This is a genomic window from Pseudomonas simiae (assembly GCF_900111895.1).
Classification (GTDB): Bacteria; Pseudomonadota; Gammaproteobacteria; order Pseudomonadales; family Pseudomonadaceae; genus Aquipseudomonas; species Aquipseudomonas simiae.
The window spans coordinates 827,997-843,402 of sequence record NZ_FOKB01000001.1 but is presented as its reverse complement, the minus strand read 5'-3'; the positions used below and the strand labels follow the sequence as shown (position 1 = coordinate 843,402).

General features: G+C 62.6%; 17 protein-coding genes. 13 read left to right on the top strand and 4 right to left on the bottom strand.

Translation table 11 applies throughout. From position 1 onward, the window contains the following. The first annotated feature begins 61 nt into the window (after positions 1-61). The 8 genes from BMZ57_RS04095 to hpaI all read left to right on the top strand — a co-directional run bounded on the left by BMZ57_RS04095 (position 62) and on the right by hpaI (position 7,296). Positions 62-727, top strand: coding sequence for a fumarylacetoacetate hydrolase family protein (locus tag BMZ57_RS04095; protein ID WP_021491054.1), 666 nt, complete (start codon positions 62-64; stop codon positions 725-727). Beyond that, complete coding sequence (locus BMZ57_RS04090) at positions 724-1,494, top strand: fumarylacetoacetate hydrolase family protein (RefSeq protein ID WP_010209259.1); 771 nt, start codon at positions 724-726, stop codon at positions 1,492-1,494. The genes BMZ57_RS04095 and BMZ57_RS04090 overlap by 4 nt, the downstream gene beginning before the upstream one ends. Positions 1,495-1,499: 5 nt before the next feature. Next, positions 1,500-2,960 carry a 5-carboxymethyl-2-hydroxymuconate semialdehyde dehydrogenase gene (gene hpaE, locus BMZ57_RS04085; RefSeq protein WP_044287430.1) on the top strand — a complete coding sequence of 487 codons (1,461 nt, stop codon included), beginning with the start codon at positions 1,500-1,502 and terminating at the stop codon, positions 2,958-2,960. A gap of 49 nt (positions 2,961-3,009) precedes the next feature. Next, positions 3,010-3,867, top strand: coding sequence for a 3,4-dihydroxyphenylacetate 2,3-dioxygenase (gene hpaD, locus BMZ57_RS04080; RefSeq protein ID WP_010209257.1), 858 nt, complete (start codon positions 3,010-3,012; stop codon positions 3,865-3,867). Positions 3,868-3,882: 15 nt separating this feature from the next. Further along, the gene (locus BMZ57_RS04075) at positions 3,883-4,296 is read left to right on the top strand and encodes a tautomerase family protein (protein ID WP_021491057.1); all 414 of its coding nucleotides are present in this window, start codon (positions 3,883-3,885) and stop codon (positions 4,294-4,296) included. A 63-nt stretch (positions 4,297-4,359) separates the two neighbouring features. Next, positions 4,360-5,664, top strand: a complete 1,305-nt coding sequence (locus tag BMZ57_RS04070) for an MFS transporter (RefSeq protein WP_010209254.1) — start codon at positions 4,360-4,362, stop codon at positions 5,662-5,664. Positions 5,665-5,675: 11 nt separating this feature from the next. Then, on the top strand, positions 5,676-6,479 hold the full coding sequence (gene hpaH / locus BMZ57_RS04065) for a 2-oxo-hept-4-ene-1,7-dioate hydratase (protein WP_010209253.1): 804 nt from the start codon (positions 5,676-5,678) through the stop codon (positions 6,477-6,479). Positions 6,480-6,495: 16 nt separating this feature from the next. Then, positions 6,496-7,296 (top strand): 4-hydroxy-2-oxoheptanedioate aldolase, encoded by an 801-nt coding sequence (gene hpaI / locus BMZ57_RS04060; RefSeq protein ID WP_069672506.1) that lies wholly within the window; start codon positions 6,496-6,498, stop codon positions 7,294-7,296. A 91-nt stretch (positions 7,297-7,387) separates the two neighbouring features. Here the strand turns inward: hpaI and hpaR are convergent, their stop codons facing one another. After that, positions 7,388-7,816 carry a homoprotocatechuate degradation operon regulator HpaR gene (gene hpaR, locus BMZ57_RS04055; RefSeq protein ID WP_069672505.1) on the bottom strand — a complete coding sequence of 143 codons (429 nt, stop codon included), beginning with the start codon at positions 7,814-7,816 and terminating at the stop codon, positions 7,388-7,390. Positions 7,817-8,023: 207 nt separating this feature from the next. Here hpaR and BMZ57_RS04050 point away from each other — a divergent pair, with 207 nt between their 5' ends. The 5 genes from BMZ57_RS04050 to BMZ57_RS04030 all read left to right on the top strand — a co-directional run bounded on the left by BMZ57_RS04050 (position 8,024) and on the right by BMZ57_RS04030 (position 12,197). Beyond that, positions 8,024-9,322, top strand: coding sequence for an NAD(P)/FAD-dependent oxidoreductase (locus BMZ57_RS04050; protein ID WP_069672504.1), 1,299 nt, complete (start codon positions 8,024-8,026; stop codon positions 9,320-9,322). A gap of 136 nt (positions 9,323-9,458) precedes the next feature. Beyond that, entirely contained in the window at positions 9,459-9,824 is a 366-nt protein-coding gene (locus BMZ57_RS04045) for a cupin domain-containing protein (protein WP_010209249.1), read from the top strand. Positions 9,825-9,837: 13 nt separating this feature from the next. Next, positions 9,838-10,659, top strand: a complete 822-nt coding sequence (locus tag BMZ57_RS04040) for a molybdenum cofactor biosynthesis F family protein (protein WP_045791852.1) — start codon at positions 9,838-9,840, stop codon at positions 10,657-10,659. After that, a complete protein-coding gene (locus BMZ57_RS04035; RefSeq protein WP_069672503.1) occupies positions 10,652-11,452 on the top strand; it encodes an SDR family NAD(P)-dependent oxidoreductase in 801 nt (266 codons plus the stop codon). Before BMZ57_RS04040 ends, BMZ57_RS04035 begins: the two co-directional genes overlap by 8 nt. Then, on the top strand, positions 11,445-12,197 hold the full coding sequence (locus tag BMZ57_RS04030) for an SDR family oxidoreductase (RefSeq protein ID WP_392397726.1): 753 nt from the start codon (positions 11,445-11,447) through the stop codon (positions 12,195-12,197). Before BMZ57_RS04035 ends, BMZ57_RS04030 begins: the two co-directional genes overlap by 8 nt. 5 nt (positions 12,198-12,202) lie before the next feature. On the opposite strand, the gene feaR is transcribed toward BMZ57_RS04030, so the two are convergent. The 3 genes from feaR to BMZ57_RS04015 form a co-directional block, all read right to left on the bottom strand. Further along, entirely contained in the window at positions 12,203-13,144 is a 942-nt protein-coding gene (feaR, locus tag BMZ57_RS04025) for a transcriptional regulator FeaR (RefSeq protein ID WP_010209242.1), read from the bottom strand. Between the two features lie 186 nt (positions 13,145-13,330). Next, positions 13,331-13,897 (bottom strand): DUF3156 family protein, encoded by a 567-nt coding sequence (locus BMZ57_RS04020; RefSeq protein ID WP_021491063.1) that lies wholly within the window; start codon positions 13,895-13,897, stop codon positions 13,331-13,333. Continuing rightward, on the bottom strand, positions 13,860-15,359 hold the full coding sequence (locus BMZ57_RS04015; protein WP_069672502.1) for an APC family permease: 1,500 nt from the start codon (positions 15,357-15,359) through the stop codon (positions 13,860-13,862). Before BMZ57_RS04015 ends, BMZ57_RS04020 begins: the two co-directional genes overlap by 38 nt. Positions 15,360-15,406: the final 47 nt, after the last annotated feature.

The following is a 15,406-nucleotide window of genomic DNA, read 5'->3' as shown; positions in this document are numbered from 1 at the left end:
TTATAACGTTAACAACTTAACGAACTGCCTATGCAGCAGTCGCCACCGTCAGGAGAAACGCATGAGCCGTACCCTGCATGATGTTGCCAGCGGCACCCTGTTCGGCGTTGCGCTGAACTATCAGGGTTTGCTGGACCAGCATCTCGCCGCCTTCCAGCAGGCGCCCTACCAGAAGCCGCCGACCAAGCCGGTATTGTTTATCAAGACCCCGAATACGCGTAATCAGCACGACGCGGTGGTGCTGCATCCCCAGGGTGAACGCCTGCAACCCGGCCCTGCTTTAGGCGTGGTGATTGGCCTGCGGGCCAGCCGCGTCAGCCTGGAAAATGCCATGGCCCATGTGGCTGGTTATGTGGTGGTCAACGAGTTCAGCCTGCCGGAAGACAGCTACTACCGCCCCGCCGTCAAAGCCAAATGCCGCGATGGATTCTGCGCACTCGGGCCGCATTTGATCCCGCGCGACCAGGTGGCCAACCCCAATCAACTGAGCCTCAAGCTGTGGGTCAACGGCGAACTGCGCCAGGAAAACTCCACCGCCCATTGGGTCCGCGATATTGCGCAATTGATCGCCGAAATCAGCGAATTCATGACCCTGCACCCCGGCGACGTGCTGATCACCGGCACGCCCGAAGGCCGTGTGGACGTGCTGCCGGGGGACAAAGTTGAAGTCGAGATCAGTGGTGTGGGCCGCCTGGTCAATCATATTCAAGCGGAGACCCCAGCATGAAACGCGCGCGCATTCGCTTTGAAAATGAAATCCACGCGGTACAGGTCGAAGCCGACAACGCCGTGCGCCTGGACGATGGACGCCTGCTCGCCGAGGATCAGGTCGAGTGGCTGCCCCCGGCCACCGGCAACATGTTCGCCCTCGGCTTGAACTACGCCGACCATGCCGCCGAACTGGCCTTCACCCCGCCCACGGAACCGCTGGCTTTCATCAAGTCCGTCGGCACCTACACCGGCCACCGCCACGTCACCTGGCGCCCGGACAACGTCGCCTACATGCACTACGAGTGCGAGTTGGTAGCTGTCATCGGCAAGGCCGCGCGCAACGTCAAGCGTGCCGACGCCCTGGACTACCTGGCCGGCTACACGGTGTGTAACGACTACGCGATCCGCGACTACCTGGAAAACTACTACCGCCCCAACCTGCGCGTGAAAAACCGCGACGCCACCACCCCGGTCGGCCCGTGGATCGTCGACGTGGCCGACGTGCCCGACCCAGGCAACCTGACCCTGCGCACTTGGATCAACGGTGAACTGCGCCAGGAAGGCAGCACCCGCGACATGATTTTCGACATCCCCTACCTCATCGAATACCTGTCCAGCTTCATGACCCTGCAACCCGGCGACATGATCGCCACCGGCACGCCCGAGGGCCTGGCCGATGTGGTGCCCGGCGATGAAGTGGTAGTGGAAGTCGAAGGCGTGGGCCGCCTAGTCAACCGGATTGTCAGCGAGGCGGACTTCTTCTCCGCCCGGAAAGAGGCGTAATCAGCATGATCAAACATTGGATCAACGGCCGTGAGGTCGAGAGCAAAGACACCTTCATCAACTACAACCCGGCCACCGGCGAGGCGATTGGCGAAGTCGCCAGCGGCGGCGCCGAGGAAGTCGCCCTGGCCGTCGCCGCGGCCAAGGAAGCCTTCCCCAAATGGGCCAACACCCCGGCCAAGGAGCGCGCACGCTTGATGCGCAAGCTCGGTGAGTTGATCGAGCAGAACGTGCCGCACCTGGCCGAGCTGGAAACCCTCGACACCGGCCTACCGATCCACCAGACCAAAAACGTGTTGATCCCACGCGCTTCGCACAACTTCGATTTCTTTGCCGAAGTCTGCACGCGCATGGACGGCCACAGCTACCCGGTGGACGACCAGATGCTCAACTACACCCTCTATCAACCGGTGGGCGTGTGCGGGTTGGTGTCGCCGTGGAACGTGCCGTTCATGACCGCCACCTGGAAGACCGCACCGTGCCTGGCACTGGGCAACACAGCGGTATTGAAGATGTCGGAACTGTCGCCATTGACCGCCAATGAACTGGGGCGCCTGGCAGTGGAAGCCGGGATCCCCAACGGCGTGCTCAACGTGATCCAGGGCTACGGCGCCACGGCCGGCGATGCACTGGTGCGCCATCCGGACGTGCGGGCGATTTCCTTTACCGGCGGCACCGCCACCGGCAAGAAGATCATGCAGACCGCGGGCCTGAAAAAATACTCCATGGAGTTGGGCGGCAAGTCGCCGGTGCTGATCTTCGAGGATGCCGACCTGGAACGCGCCCTCGACTCGGCGCTGTTCACCATCTTCTCCCTGAACGGCGAACGCTGCACCGCCGGCAGCCGCATCTTTATCCAGGAAAGCGTGTACCCGCAGTTCGTCGCCGAATTCGCCGCACGTGCCAAGCGCCTAATCGTCGGTGACCCACAGGATCCGAAGACCCAAGTCGGCTCGATGATCACCCAGGCGCATTACGACAAGGTCACCGGCTACATCAAGATTGGTATCGAGGAAGGCGCTACCCTGCTCGCCGGTGGCCTGGACCGCCCGGCCAATCTGCCGGCGCACCTGAGCAAAGGCCAATTCATCCAGCCAACGGTGTTTGCCGATGTGAACAACAAAATGCGCATTGCCCAAGAAGAAATCTTCGGTCCGGTGGTGTGCCTGATCCCCTTCAAGGACGAAGGCGAGGCCCTGCAACTGGCTAACGACACCGAGTACGGCCTGGCCTCCTACATCTGGACCCAGGACATCGGCAAGGCTCATCGCCTGGCGCGCGGGATTGAAGCCGGCATGGTATTTATCAACAGCCAGAACGTGCGCGACCTGCGCCAGCCGTTCGGTGGCGTCAAAGGCTCCGGCACCGGGCGTGAAGGCGGCCAGTACAGCTTCGAAGTGTTTGCCGAGATCAAGAACGTGTGCATTTCCATGGGCAGCCATCACATCCCGCGTTGGGGTGTGTAACCCGCAACAATGCGCACTCTAATAAAAACAACTATTCAGGAGAATCATCATGGGCGAAGTGGTCCTGGCGGCGAAGATCTGCCACGTACCGTCGATGTACCTGTCGGAACTGCCCGGCAAGCATCACGGCTGTCGCGAAGCGGCGATTGCCGGCCACAAGGAAATCGGCCGCCGCGCCCGTGAGTTGGGCGCCGACACGGCAGTGGTGTTCGACGTGCACTGGCTGGTCAACAGCGGTTATCACGTCAACTGCGGCGAGCAATTCCAGGGCACCTACACCAGTAACGAGCTGCCGCACTTCATCAAGAACATGGACTACGCCTACCCCGGTTGCCCCGAGCTGGGTGCACTGATCGCCGCCGAGGCCAACGGGGCCGGCGTGCGCAGCATGGCCCATAACATCCCGAGCCTGGAGCTGGAATACGGCACGCTGGTGCCCATGCGCTACATGCACATGGGCGTGCCGGAGGACGAGAAATTCAAGGTCATTTCCATCGCCGCGTGGTGCGCCTGGCATCGCCTGGAAGACAGCTTTGCCTTTGGCGCCGCCGTGCGCCGGGCCATCGAAAAGAGCGACCGCAAGGTGCTGGTGTTGGCGTCCGGTTCCCTGTCGCACCGCTTCTCGGATGACCGCCAGGCCGAAGCAAACATCCACAACTGGACCCGCGAGTTCGACAAGCAGATGGACCTGCATGTGGTGGAGATGTGGAAGCAAGGCCGCTTCAAGGCGTTCTGCGCGATGCTGCCGGATTACGCCGAGCACTGCTTCGGCGAAGGCAAGATGCACGACACCGCCATGCTCCTGGGGCTGCTCGGCGGACCGGATTATGCCAAGCCCGCAGAGATCATCACGCCGCCGTTCGGCAGTTCGGGCACCGGCCAGATCAACGCGATTTTCCCGTTGTAAACCTGGGAGAAACCTATGCCGCACTTCATCGCCGAGTACACCGACAACATCGAACGACAGGCCGACCTGCCCGGCCTGTTTGAAAAGGTCCACCGCGTGCTGGGAGACAGTGGCGTGTTTCCCTTGGGCGGTATCCGCAGCCGCGGCGTGCGCCTGGACACCTGGCGCATGGCCGACGGCAAGCACGATTACGCCTTCGTACACATGACCCTCAAGGTCGGCCACGGTCGCGACCTGACCACGCGCCAAGCAGTGGCCGAGGCCGTGTTCGCGGTGATCACCACGCACTTCGCCGAGCTGCAGGCGCAACGCCTGTTGGCGCTGTCGTTCGAAATGGTCGAGCTGCACGCGCAGCTCAATTTCAAGCAGAACAATGTGCATGCGTTCCTGAACAACCCGACGGTCTCCACCGATCACGCAACCCCGTAGGCGCTGGCAAGCCAGCGCCTACGGGCCTCCTCCCACGGCCTCTCAGACAAAAAGTACAACATCATGAGCACAGCCCAATCGACTGCCAGCCGCGTGCTGGCCGAGCACGACCGCACCCATCGTTCAGTGACCTGGCGCCTGATGCCGCTGTTGCTGGTGTGTTACCTGTTCGCCCACCTGGACCGCATCAACATCGGCTTCGCCAAGATGCAGATGAGCAGCGACCTGCATTTCAGCGACACGGTGTACGGCTTCGGCGCCGGGTTGTTCTTTATCGCCTATGCGTTGTTTGGCGTGCCCAGCAACATGGCGCTGGACCGCGTCGGCCCACGGCGCTGGATCGCCAGCCTGATGGTGGTATGGGGGCTGCTGTCCACCGGCATGCTGTGGGTGGAGAGCGCCCGTGGTTTCTATGTGCTGCGCTTTCTGCTGGGGATGGCTGAGGCCGGATTTTTCCCGGGGATCCTGGTGTTTCTCAACCGCTGGTACCCGGCACGCCGTCGTGCCCAGGTCACCGCGTTGTTTGCCATTGCCGTGCCCATGGCGGGCGTGCTGGGCGGGCCGTTGTCGGGAGCGATCCTCGAACATTTCCATGATGTGGGCAGCCTGCGCGGCTGGCAGTGGATGTTCCTGATCGAAGGTCTGCCGGTGGTGCTGCTCGGGCTGGTGGTGCTCAAGTGGTTGCCGGACGGCTTCGACTCGGTGCACTGGCTGACGGCCGAGCAAAAGCGCCAGTTGCAGACCCAACTGCGCAGTGAGGAACAGCGCAAGACCATCACCTCGTTCGGCGGCATCCTGCGTGACCCGCAGGTCTGGCTGCTGGTGGCGGTGTATTTCGCGGTGATGCTGGCAGTGAACACCCTGGCGTTCTGGATGCCCACGCTGATCCACGGCGCTGGTATCGGCCGCGACAGCCAGGTCGGCCTGCTCAGCGCCTTACCGTACCTGGCCGGATGCTTTTTCATGATCGGCTGCGGGCGTTCTTCCGACCGCCACCGCGAACGTCGCTGGCACCTGTGCGTGCCGCTGCTGATGGCTGCCGTCGGTATCGCCGTGGCGGGCCTGGCGCCGGGTAATCCGCTGCTGGTGATGGGTGGGCTGATCGTCGCCGGCATGGGCGCCAGCGCCGCATTGCCGATGTTCTGGCAACTGCCGCCGGCGTTTCTCTCCAACACCACCCAGGCAGCGGGTATCGCCATGATCAGCTCGTTCGGCAGCATCGCCGCGTTCCTCGCGCCCTACCTGATCGGCTGGATGCGTGACGCCACCCAGAGCGCCAGCTTGGCCCTGTACGTACTCGCTGTATTTATCGCCCTCGGCGGCCTGCTGGTGCTGCGCACCCACGCTGCCATCGTAAATCCCCGTTAAGGACCCTTGCCATGCTCGACTCCCAGCAAATTCTTGCGGCCGCTGCCAACCTGGACCGCGCCGAACGCAGCCGCGAACAAGTACGCCAGTTTTCCCTCGACTATCCAGGCATCACGATCGAAGACGCCTACGCGATCCAGCGCGCCTGGGTCGCGCAGAAGATCAAGGACGGGCGCACGCTCAAGGGCCACAAGATCGGCCTCACCTCGCGGGCCATGCAGGTGTCGTCGAACATCACCGAACCGGACTACGGCGCGTTGCTCGATGACATGTTCTTCGACGAAGGCAGCGACATTCCCTTCGAACGCTTCATCGTGCCGCGCGTGGAAGTCGAGCTGGCGTTTATCCTCGGCAAACCCCTCAAGGGCCCGAACTGCACGGTGTTCGATGTGCTCGACGCCACCGAATGGGTGATCCCGGCGCTGGAAATCATCGACGCACGCATCCAGCAGGTCGACCCGCAGACCAACGCAACACGCAAGGTATTCGACACCATCTCCGACAATGCCGCGAATGCCGGTGTGGTGCTGGGCGGTCGCGCGGTGCGGCCAACCGAGATCGACTTGCGCAAAGTGCCGGCTGTGCTGTACCGCAATGGTGTGATCGAAGAGTCCGGCGTTTCGGCTGCCGTGCTCAACCATCCGGCCAAGGGCGTGGCCTGGCTGGCGAACAAACTGGCGCCCCATGACGTAACCCTGCTACCAGGGCAAATCATCCTCGGTGGTTCGTTTACGCGCCCGGTCGCCGCCCGCCCTGGCGATACATTCCACGTCGACTACGACCTGCTCGGCTCGATCGCCTGCCGCTTCGTCTGAACCCTGGAGGATTGTCATGGACATGCCCGTCAACCGCTTCAAACAACGCCTGCGCAACGGCGAGGTACAGATCGGCCTGTGGCTGGGCCTGGCCGATGCCTATTGCGCGGAGCTGGCTGCCAACGCTGGTTTCGACTGGTTGCTGATCGACGGCGAACACGCGCCCAATCACCTGCAAGGCATGCTCGCCCAGCTACAGGCCGTGGCGCCCTACCCCAGCCAGGCGCTGATTCGCCCGGTGATCGGCGACAGCGCGCTGATCAAGCAACTGCTGGACATCGGCGCCCAGACACTGCTGGTGCCCATGGTCGAAAGCGCCGCCCAGGCCCGCGAGCTCGTGCGAGCCATGCGCTATCCGCCCGAGGGGATTCGTGGAGTGGGCAGCGCGCTGGCGCGGGCGTCGCGCTGGAACAGTATCCAGGGCTACCTCGACCAGGCGGATGATCAGATGTGCCTGTTGGTGCAAATCGAAAACCTTGAGGGCCTGGCGAACCTGGATGAGATTGCCGTCGTCGAGGGCGTGGACGGTGTGTTTATCGGCCCGGCGGATTTGAGCGCGTCGATGGGGCATCGCGGCAATCCTGGGCATCCCGAGGTGCAGGTAGCGATTGAAGACGCCATCGGGCGCATCGTGCAGTCGGGCAAGGCGGCAGGGATTCTGAGTGCCGATGAAAACCTGGCGCGGCGCTGTATCGAATTGGGCGCGACGTTTGTGGCGGTCGGCGTGGACACCACGGTGTTGATGCGCGGGTTGCAGGCGTTGGCCGGCAAGTTCAAAAGCGTTCCCACGCCAACCCACGCCGGTAGCGTGTATTAACCCCCTGTAGGAGCCGGCTTGCCGGCGATGGCGATCTTGAAGACGCTATCGCCGGCAAGCCTGCTCCTACATAGGGTTGTGCGGTGCTGACTCAACGCTTGATGTTGATGTTCTTCAAGTCATCCAGCAGACCCAACAGGGTCTGCAACTTCTCTTCGCCCAACTGATCCTGCAAACGCTCGTAGTTGGCCTCCATGCACTGGCTCATGGACTCGAAACTGGCCTTGCCCTTGTCGGCCAGGGTCACCAGTACCCGGCGCTGGTCTTGCTCGGCTTTGCGCCGGTGCACCATACCCGCGGTTTCCATGCGCACCAATACGCCGGTCATGCTCGGCTTGAGGATGCAGGCCAGTTCCGCCAGCTGGTAGATCTCCAGCTCACCGTACTGTTCAAGGATGCGGATGATCCGCCATTGCTGTTCCGTCAGGCCGTGTTCGTTCAAGGACGGGCGGAAGAAACTCATCGCGGCTTCGCGGGCTTGCAGCAGGGTCAGGGTCAGGGACTGGCGAGGTTTGAGCATAGGAATCAGGGTCACGACGTATTTAGTTAATAATTTAACGAAACTCTAGCATTCCCTGCCAGCGAGCGCGCTATAACTTGTCTATCGCACCGCCCATGGCGCGCAGAATCAAAAGCCTGGGCACGCAGGATCAAGACTTCCATCCCGCCAGGGCCCCTAATGGAGGCATCCGCTTTAGAGCCTTCCTTCACCTTTTCAGGCTGCGCCATGATCAACATCGAAACCCCGACGTATTACACCGCCACCAAGAAATACAACCTCAGCTTCCCGACCCTGGAACAGGACATCGACGCCGACGTCGTGGTAATCGGCGGCGGTTTCTCCGGCATCAACACGGCCCTGGAACTGGCGGAAAAAGGCATCACCAATATCGTGGTGCTCGAAGCGCGCTACCTCGGTTTCGGCGGCACCGGACGCAATGGCGGGCAGATCATGGCGGGCATCGGCCACGATCTGGAAAAGATCAAGAAGGACGTGGGCGAAGACGGTCTGCGCCAAGTGTTCGAGATCAGCGACCTGGGCGCCGACATCATCAAGAACCGCATCGCCAAGTACAACATCGACGCTGACTTCTGCCACGGCTACGGCTACATGGGTTTCAACGCCCGCCAGGAAAAAACCCTGCGCGCCTGGGAAAAGGACTTCAAGTCGGTCAACAGCCAGCACGAGATCCGCTTTCTCGGCGGCTCGGACGTGCAGCAGATCATCGGTTCCAAGGCCTACAGCAGTGCCCTGCTGCACATGGGCGGCGGGCATGTGCACTCGCTGAACCTGCTGTTGGGCGAAGCCACCGCACTGGCCAGCCATGGCGTGCGGATTTTCGAGAACAGCCCGGCGCTGGAAGTCAGTTATGGCGAACGCATCACCGTGCGTACCGGCCGCGGCTCGGTGCGCGCGAGCAAGCTGCTGTGGGCCTGCGACAGTTTCCTCAACAAGCTGGAGCCGGAGCTGCACCGCTCGACCATCAACACCTACGCGTTCCAGATGATGACCGAGCCGTTGTCCGAGGAACTGATCCAGCGCATCAGCCCGATTCGCGGGGCCTACAGCGACATTCGCCCGGTGATCGATTACTACCGCGTCACCCACGAGAACCGCCTGCTGTTCGGCGCCGCCACGCCGCTGGTGGAGCATATTCCCGGCGACCTCAAGGCCTGGAACCGCACCCTCATGCTGAAGATCTTCCCCTACCTCAAGGACGTGAAGATCGACCTGGCCTGGGGCGGCCCCATGGCGTGCAGCCCCAACCTGTTCCCGCAGGTCGGCACCTTGCCGGGGCGCAGCAACGCGTTTTTCGTGCAGGGCTACTCCGGCTTCGGCGTGACGCCCAGCCACATCATCTGCAAGGTCCTGGCCGAAGGCATGAGCGAAGGCTCGGTGCGCTATGACCTAGTCAGCTCGATTCATCGCCCGACCATCATCGGCAAGGACGCGATCCGCCCCTTGCTGCTGACGGCGGGCAAATCCTGGCACCAACTGTCCGGTTATTGGAACGGGCGCCGCTAACCCCCCCCCCCTGTAGGAGCGGGCTTGCCCGCGAAAATCGTTAACGATAACGCGGGCATTCCGATTGATCGCGGTGCCATTGCGTTTTTCGCGAGCACGCTCGCTCCTACATTTTTTCCTCATCAGGAGCAACGCCATGACTCTCACGACCCTCAAGCACAACATCCCGCTGTCGGAACTCGACGCCTGGGGCACTGTGGCCGACCTCGGCTCGCAGATTCTCGAAGGCGAAGTGCGTGCCTTCGGCAAGATGACCTTCGGCGCGCCCACCGACCCGGTCAGCAGCGCCTATTTTGGCACCACCCAGGGCAAATTCCGCATGGTCTACCCCTTCGCCGAACACGCCACGGTGGTGACCGGCGAAGTGCGGCTCACCGACGAGTCCACCGGCCAATCCACGCACTACAAAGCCGGTGACAGCTGGTTCGTGACCAAGGGCACGCCAGTGTTGTGGGAAGTGCTCACCGAAAGCTTCGTCAAACACTACTTCGCCGTCGTATAAAGGAGACATTGCCATGACGAGCTCTTCTGACTGGATCACCGTCGGTGCGCTGGCCGACGGTTTCGCCCCGGACGCTTTCATCCTGCCCAACCTCGCCGACTTGGCGGGCCAAACCTTCACCCTGCATTTCGCCAACGGCTGGCAGATCGAGCACCGTTTCGAGCAGGACCGCCTGGCCTGGCACGCCGCTGACGGGCACTCCAGCGGCAGTGCGCCGTACCGCGCCACCTCGATCCGTCCAGGGCTGTATCTGGTGGACTTCATCAAGCACGAGGCCGGGCACAGTTGGTCGATCAGCCTGGTGCTGGACGCACCGAACGCCTCATTCACGGCGGTGATCGGGCGCCTGCCGGACCACGCCGAGACTCACGAAGGCCTCTATCACCGGGCCCTCGCCGGGAAACCGCTGACCTCGGTCGAAGTCGACTTCCTCCATGGCAGCCTCGACCGCCCGTGGCAGGCCGGCCACTGCCTGCATGCGCCCACCGATGAACTGGTGGGCCTGCGCAACCACTACCGCTACAGCCCCAGCGAAGTCTACGAACACATCTACCTCAACGAGCGCTTCTACGCCTGGCAATGCCTCAAAGGTGTAGAACAAGGCCTGTGCGACACCGACCGCTGCCACTCCTACAAGATCGCCGAGCAGCTGTATCTGTTCGTATGGCAGGAGAAGATCGTGCCGACCCTCGGCCTGGTGCTGATCGACCTGCAACAACACCGCAGCGACGGCAAGATCTTCGGCTATGCGGGTGCGTCCTTCGATGCGCTGTCGAACTTCCCCATCAGCTCGTATTGCCAGGTGCTCAACCGCACGGAGTATCCCGATGACTGAGCCGCGCACGGTGGTGATTACCGGCGCCGGCACAGGCATCGGCGCAGCGTGTGCCCGGCTGTATGCGCAGGAAGGTGCACGCCTGGTGCTGATCGGTCGGCGCAGAGCGCCGTTGGAACAGGTTGCGCAGGACACGGGCGGCCTGATCCTGGTGGGTGATGCCGCCTGCCCGCAGACCTGGGACGGGTTTATCCACCAGATCCGCGAGCAACACGGGCGCCTCGATGTGCTGCTCGCCTGTGCTGGCGGGCATGGCCTGGGCAGCGCGACCCAGACCAGCCCGACCACCTGGGAAAGCGCCCTGCGCAGCAACCTGGACAGCGCGTTCTACAGCGCCCGCGCCTGCTTGCCGTTGTTGCAGGAAAGTGCGGGGAATATCGTGTTGATCGGCTCCATTGCCTCGTTGGCGGCGGGGCCTGAGGTGTGCGGCTACACCACGGCCAAACACGCGTTGCTCGGGCTTAGTCGCTCGCTGGCGCGCGACTATGGGCCGCACGGCGTAAGGGTGAACGCGGTCTGCCCCGGCTGGGTACGTACACCTATGGCCGATGCGGAGATGCAGCCGCTGATGGAGGCTTTTGGCGACACGTTGCAGCAAGCCTATGACCGGGTCTGCGCCGACGTGCCGCTGCGACGGGCCGCCAGTGCCGACGAGATCGCCAAGGTGTGTCGCTTCCTGGCTTCCAGTGATGCGTCCATCATTACCGGGGCTACGGTGGTGGCCGATGGCGGTTCCAGCATTGTCGATGTGCCCACGCTGGCTTTCGCTCACTTGGAGAATGCCCATGAATGACCTGGATTTCAGCGGGCAAGTGGTGCTGGTCACGGGCGGCGCCCAGGGCATTGGCCGAGGCATCGTCAAGGCGTTTGCCCAACGTGGCGCACGGGTGGTAATCGCCGATCGGCAGCGGGAACAGGCTCAGGCGGTGGCGACTGAGTTATCCGCGCAGGGTTGCCGAGTTACAGCGGTGGGCGTCGACCTGGCCGAATCCCAGGCTGTGTTTGAGTGCGTTCAAGGGCTGCCGCAGCTGGATATTCTGGTGCACAACGCCGGGTATTTTCCTTTGACGGCTTTTGAAGACATCACCCCGGACCTCCTGCAGCGCACCCTGGCGGTTAACCTGTCGGCGTTGTTCTGGCTGACCCAGGCCGCATTGCCGGCGTTCCGCGCACAAGGCCGGGGCTGCGTGCTGGTGACCTCTTCGGTGACCGGCAACCGTGTCGGTTATCCGGGCCTCAGCCACTACGCGGCGTCCAAGGCCGGCGTCAACGGTTTTATCCGCAATGCAGCGCTGGAACTGGCGCCGCTGAATGTGCGGGTCAATGGCGTGGAACCGGGCATGATCGCCACGCCGGCGATGGCCAACCTGGGCGATACCGCGCTGAACGTCACCATCGCCAGTCGCGTGCCACTGGGGCGTTTGGGAACAGCGGCGGATATTGCCGGCGCCATGCTGTTTCTTGCCTCCGACCTCGCCGGCTACATCACCGGGCAGACCCTGGTGGTGGACGGCGGGTCCACCCTGCCAGAAGTCTGACCTTCCTACGCCCCCACCGCCTGCATGCGGCTCGAACGGAAATCCTTGGGCGACACCTCGAACTGCTTCTTGAACGACCGGCTAAAATGCGCCGAATCGGTAAAACCCCACTTGTAGGCTATCGAGGTGATCGACTCACTGCGCAGGAACGGGTTGGTCAAGTCATCCGCACTGCGTTTGAGCCGCGCGCGCTGAATGTAGCGGCAAACGCTGTCGTCCTGCTCTTCGAACAGACGGTACAAGTGGCGTACCGAAATGTTCAGGCGGTTGGCCAGGCCGATCGGGCTGAGGCCAGGCTGGCTCAGGGACTCATCAATAACCTTCTGCACATAACTGCGCAGGTTGTTGCCCTGCAGCAGTGCCAAGCCTTCGCGACACTCGTCGCCCTGCTCCAGGGCCGAGCCCAACAGCGATACAAAAGCGCTTTGCAGCGCCTCCACTTCACCCGCGCCGTCTTCGGTGTCGTCCTTGCACAATTGGTCCATCAGCACATGCAGCATGCGCCCACAGGCTTTGGTCGAGGAGATCTTGCCGAAGGCCCGTGCGTCGCCGCCCAGGTGCTTGCACACCTGCGGGCGCGACAATGACAGCGAGGCGTGTTCGATCAGGCCGAAGGGGGTGATTTCGATGGAGCCCACCGAGTCCATCAGCAGCATCTCGCCGGGGGCCAGTTGCAGGGCCTGGCCGTTCTGCACGATCTGCGAGTAGCCGCTGCGCTGGCTGATCAGGAAACAGTCCTGGTCGTTGTCATGGTCGGCGTGGTGCGCCGGGCGTTTGATCAGCCCGGCATTGGTGCGCAAGAGGGCCAGGCCGCGCGGCAGGTCTCTGATCTCGCCGATGAACAACGAGCGGTTGAAGGCCAGTTCTGTGTCGAAATACCCGCACGCGGCGCGTAGCTCGCGGTTCCAGGTGTCCAGCCCGTCGTGTGCATGCTGTGGGATGCTCATGGGGTGTCTCCGCAATGGCTTCTTTTTGTTGTTCTGGCGCAATAGTTAACATGTTATCTATATGCACGCAACAACATCTGGTGTGCTGCTGGAGTAGCACTATTGATGCCAATGGGAAGGATAGGCGCCGGCTCCTGCGGGTCCGCGCACCCACGATGAGTAGCGCTTCGCAGCGTGGGTCGTTTTTTAGAGGTGTGACAGTACCCGCTGCAGGCCTGTCAGGGAAGCCAGGAGGTGGGTGCGTTGCACCGGGCTCAGCGCGATGTAACGCCGAAACGCCGGCAGGCGATTGACCACCTCGCTGCCGCCCATATGCTCCAGGCGCACGCACCAGTGCTGGTCTTGCAGTTGGATGCGCAGGCGTTTGAAATCCAGCGGCATCAGCGCCTGGAACAGCGCTGTGTCGGCCAGCAATCGCACCTGCAACTCACGACCCAGCGCCTGGTCGCCGGAACGGCACCTCACACGGAGGCCCGTGCGGCGGATCGCGCCGCCATGGTGCACCTCGAAGCTCGCCGTGCCCGCTGTCGCAGCGGGTACCTGCAGGACGAATTCAGTCAGCACCAGGTGCATCAACAACTGCGACTCGGTGCGTTCGACAATCTCGAACGCCACCCCCTCCACGTCCAGCGTCGCCAGCCCGAGGTTGCGCCGCAGGTGCGCCAGGGTCACCCCTGGCCGATACCCCGCCGGGGCACGACCGGTGCGAAACAGTTCAAACAGTCTTTGCCGCAAAGTCGCCATGACCCTCATCGGCCTGCTCCGGTTGATGACTGAATTCCTTTGCCAACACTTCCTCCACGGAAGCCGGCTTGAAGGGGTTGACCTTCTGCACCACCAGGGTCCAGAACAGCGCGTACGCCGCCGTACCGCCCAGCATCACGCCAAACGGCACATAGATGTCCGCCGGGTTCATGCCCGGAGGCGTGATAAACCACATGCCCAGCAGGATGCCGATGCTCGATACGATCTGCGGCAGCGGGAACCACGGTGAACGATACGCCCGCGGCAAATCCGGCCGACGGATACGCAGGCTGACCACCGAGATCGTCACCAGCAGGTAGGCAAAGCTCCACGCACACACCGCCGCCAGCACCAAGTGCATGATGTTGTCGGTGTTGCCGCCCAGGTACAGCGCGTGCAGGCAGGGAATCAGCATCGCCACCAGGATGCACAGCAGCGGCGTCTTGAAACGTGGGTGCAGGTAAGTGAAAACCTTGGGCAACGCTCCATCCACCGCCATGCCATACAGAATCCGTGGCACACCGGCCATCAAGGTGTTGATAGTGGCCGCGCCGGCGAACAGAAAGCCGATGCCCAACCACAGGGGGCCAATTTGGCCCATCACCTGCTCGGCGAACTTGGGGATCGCCATGGGCGTGTCCAGCAGGTGCACGCCGGAGGCGGCATCGAGTACCACGTTTTCCACCTGGCGTTTCATTGCGGCGCCATAGATGAACATGCACGTGGCCACGCCCATCAGGCCCAGCATCATGGCGCGTGGCATCACCTTGGCCGATTGGCGCAGGTCCGGCGCCAGCGGCGTGACGAATTCGCAGCCGACAAACATGAACATCGCCATGCCCACCAATGACAGCACGGTGATCAGGTCGGTGCCCACCAGCGACTCACCGAACCAGCCGTCCAACTGCACGGCGGGCGCGGCGATCAGCCCCAGCACGCCGAACACCATCAGGGTCGTCCACATGCCAAAGGTGAGGATGATTTCCGCACGGCCAAACGCGCTGACGCCAAATGCGTTCAGCACACCAAAGACGATCACGAAGCCGACGCCCAGCAACCATGAACCGCCGGCCGACTCTGCCAAGGTGTTGAGATGTTCGAAGTTCACCAGGGCCATGACGCCGGACAGGATGGTTTCAGCGGTGCCCGCGAACACATGCACGATCAAGTACGCCGACAAGGTGCCGGTGATCGCGAAAAAACGACCCATGCCGCAGTTGATGTAGTCGTACACCGAGCCGGTGGTGGGCAGGATCGAGGCGGCCTCGGCGAAGGTGGTGGCCTGGGCCAGCATCATCACTACGGCAATCAGCATTGCCACGGCAAACGCGCTGCCGCCGATGCCGAAGCCCATGGTGGCGGTGAGAATCACCGGACTCGCCATGATCAGGCCAATGGTGCTGGCCAAAGCGGTGGGGAAACCTACCGTGCCCCGGTTGAGGTGCGCGGTGAGCCGGTCGTTGATCGACATGTTGGGGTCCTCGAAAGCGGTTTTTTTAATGTGTCAGCACTCTGCGC

Coding starts and splice junctions, on each gene's coding strand:
- BMZ57_RS04020 (WP_021491063.1), bottom strand. CDS start 13,897: ATGAGGGTCATGGCGACTTTGCGGCAAAGACTGTTTGAACTGTTTCGC.
- BMZ57_RS04030 (WP_392397726.1), top strand. CDS start 11,445: ATGAATGACCTGGATTTCAGCGGGCAAGTGGTGCTGGTCACGGGCGGC.
- BMZ57_RS04070 (WP_010209254.1), top strand. CDS start 4,360: ATGAGCACAGCCCAATCGACTGCCAGCCGCGTGCTGGCCGAGCACGAC.
- BMZ57_RS04040 (WP_045791852.1), top strand. CDS start 9,838: ATGACGAGCTCTTCTGACTGGATCACCGTCGGTGCGCTGGCCGACGGT.
- hpaI (WP_069672506.1), top strand. CDS start 6,496: ATGGACATGCCCGTCAACCGCTTCAAACAACGCCTGCGCAACGGCGAG.
- BMZ57_RS04050 (WP_069672504.1), top strand. CDS start 8,024: ATGATCAACATCGAAACCCCGACGTATTACACCGCCACCAAGAAATAC.
- BMZ57_RS04045 (WP_010209249.1), top strand. CDS start 9,459: ATGACTCTCACGACCCTCAAGCACAACATCCCGCTGTCGGAACTCGAC.
- BMZ57_RS04090 (WP_010209259.1), top strand. CDS start 724: ATGAAACGCGCGCGCATTCGCTTTGAAAATGAAATCCACGCGGTACAG.
- hpaR (WP_069672505.1), bottom strand. CDS start 7,816: ATGCTCAAACCTCGCCAGTCCCTGACCCTGACCCTGCTGCAAGCCCGC.
- hpaD (WP_010209257.1), top strand. CDS start 3,010: ATGGGCGAAGTGGTCCTGGCGGCGAAGATCTGCCACGTACCGTCGATG.
- BMZ57_RS04075 (WP_021491057.1), top strand. CDS start 3,883: ATGCCGCACTTCATCGCCGAGTACACCGACAACATCGAACGACAGGCC.
- hpaE (WP_044287430.1), top strand. CDS start 1,500: ATGATCAAACATTGGATCAACGGCCGTGAGGTCGAGAGCAAAGACACC.
- BMZ57_RS04015 (WP_069672502.1), bottom strand. CDS start 15,359: ATGTCGATCAACGACCGGCTCACCGCGCACCTCAACCGGGGCACGGTA.
- BMZ57_RS04095 (WP_021491054.1), top strand. CDS start 62: ATGAGCCGTACCCTGCATGATGTTGCCAGCGGCACCCTGTTCGGCGTT.
- hpaH (WP_010209253.1), top strand. CDS start 5,676: ATGCTCGACTCCCAGCAAATTCTTGCGGCCGCTGCCAACCTGGACCGC.
- BMZ57_RS04035 (WP_069672503.1), top strand. CDS start 10,652: ATGACTGAGCCGCGCACGGTGGTGATTACCGGCGCCGGCACAGGCATC.
- feaR (WP_010209242.1), bottom strand. CDS start 13,144: ATGAGCATCCCACAGCATGCACACGACGGGCTGGACACCTGGAACCGC.